Origin of the sequence: Duganella radicis, from assembly GCF_009720825.1 — a bacterium.
GTDB lineage: Bacteria > Pseudomonadota > Gammaproteobacteria > Burkholderiales > Burkholderiaceae_D > Rugamonas > Rugamonas radicis.
The window spans coordinates 1-970 of the sequence record NZ_WNKY01000120.1 but is presented as its reverse complement, the minus strand read 5'-3'; the positions used below and the strand labels follow the sequence as shown (position 1 = coordinate 970).

At 57.3% G+C, this 970-nt stretch carries 1 protein-coding gene; it reads left to right on the top strand.

Going from position 1 to position 970, the window contains the following annotated elements; translation table 11 throughout:
* Positions 1–109: 109 nt before the first annotated feature.
* The coding region (locus tag GM676_RS31320; RefSeq protein WP_155468466.1) for an IS4 family transposase at positions 110–970 on the top strand (861 nt) is incomplete at its 3' end.

Below are 970 nucleotides of genomic sequence, written 5' to 3'. Positions count from 1 at the left end.
GCCCACTAGTGTCCGGAATAATTTGCTTGAATAAGCCAGGAGGTGTTGCAGGTATTGGTTAACGGGCGTATACCCGTAGTCGCCAAACTCAAAAACCAAAACCCGCAACATGTTCAGGATATCGACTTTTCATCAAATAATGAAGGGGTTGCCGCGCAGCTCCTTCGATCAACTGGTCAAAAAGCACAAGGCGGACAAGTATTGCAAGGGGTTCGGTCCCTGGCAGCACTTAATCGCGATGGTCTACGCGCAGTTGACTAACGCCGAGGGGTTGCGTCCGCTGGAGGCCGGGTTCAACCAGCATATGGCCCAGCACTATCATCTCAACGCCCGCTGTATCCGGCGCGCCACGCTGGCCGATGCCAATGAGACGCGCTCGATCACGGTGTTTAACGAGACGGCCAACTGGCTGATCTCTAAGGTCGCCGGCACGCTGGGCAAGCAGGCCAGGGATCTGGTCTACCTGCTTGATTCGACGTCGATTACCCTCAAGGGACGCGAATTTGACCGCTGGACCATGGATCATGCCACCCGCCACACCCAGGGCCTCAAATTGCATCTGCTGCTTGATGCGAAAACCCAAACACCGTCATGGCAAACGATAACGGCACCGAACATCAATGACGTTCTGCCAGCGCGCGCCGTCCCTCTGCGGGCAGGCGCCCTCTACGTCTTTGACAAGGGCTATTGCGACTACAACTGGTGGCGCCTTATCGATCAAGCACAGGCCACCTTTGTCACGCGCTTCAAGCGTAATGCCAATGTCGTGGCGGAGGACGTGCTTGAGATCCCGGCGGAGGCGGCTGGCACGATCCTGAGCGATGAGCTGGTGCGTTTTAAAAACAAGACACCCGGCGGCCGGCGGCGCAATCACTACGACAAACAACTGCGGCGAGTCACCGTGGCGCGCCCTGGCGCTGCGCCGCTCGTCTTTGCCACCAACGATTTGCAAAGCACGGCACTCGAAATT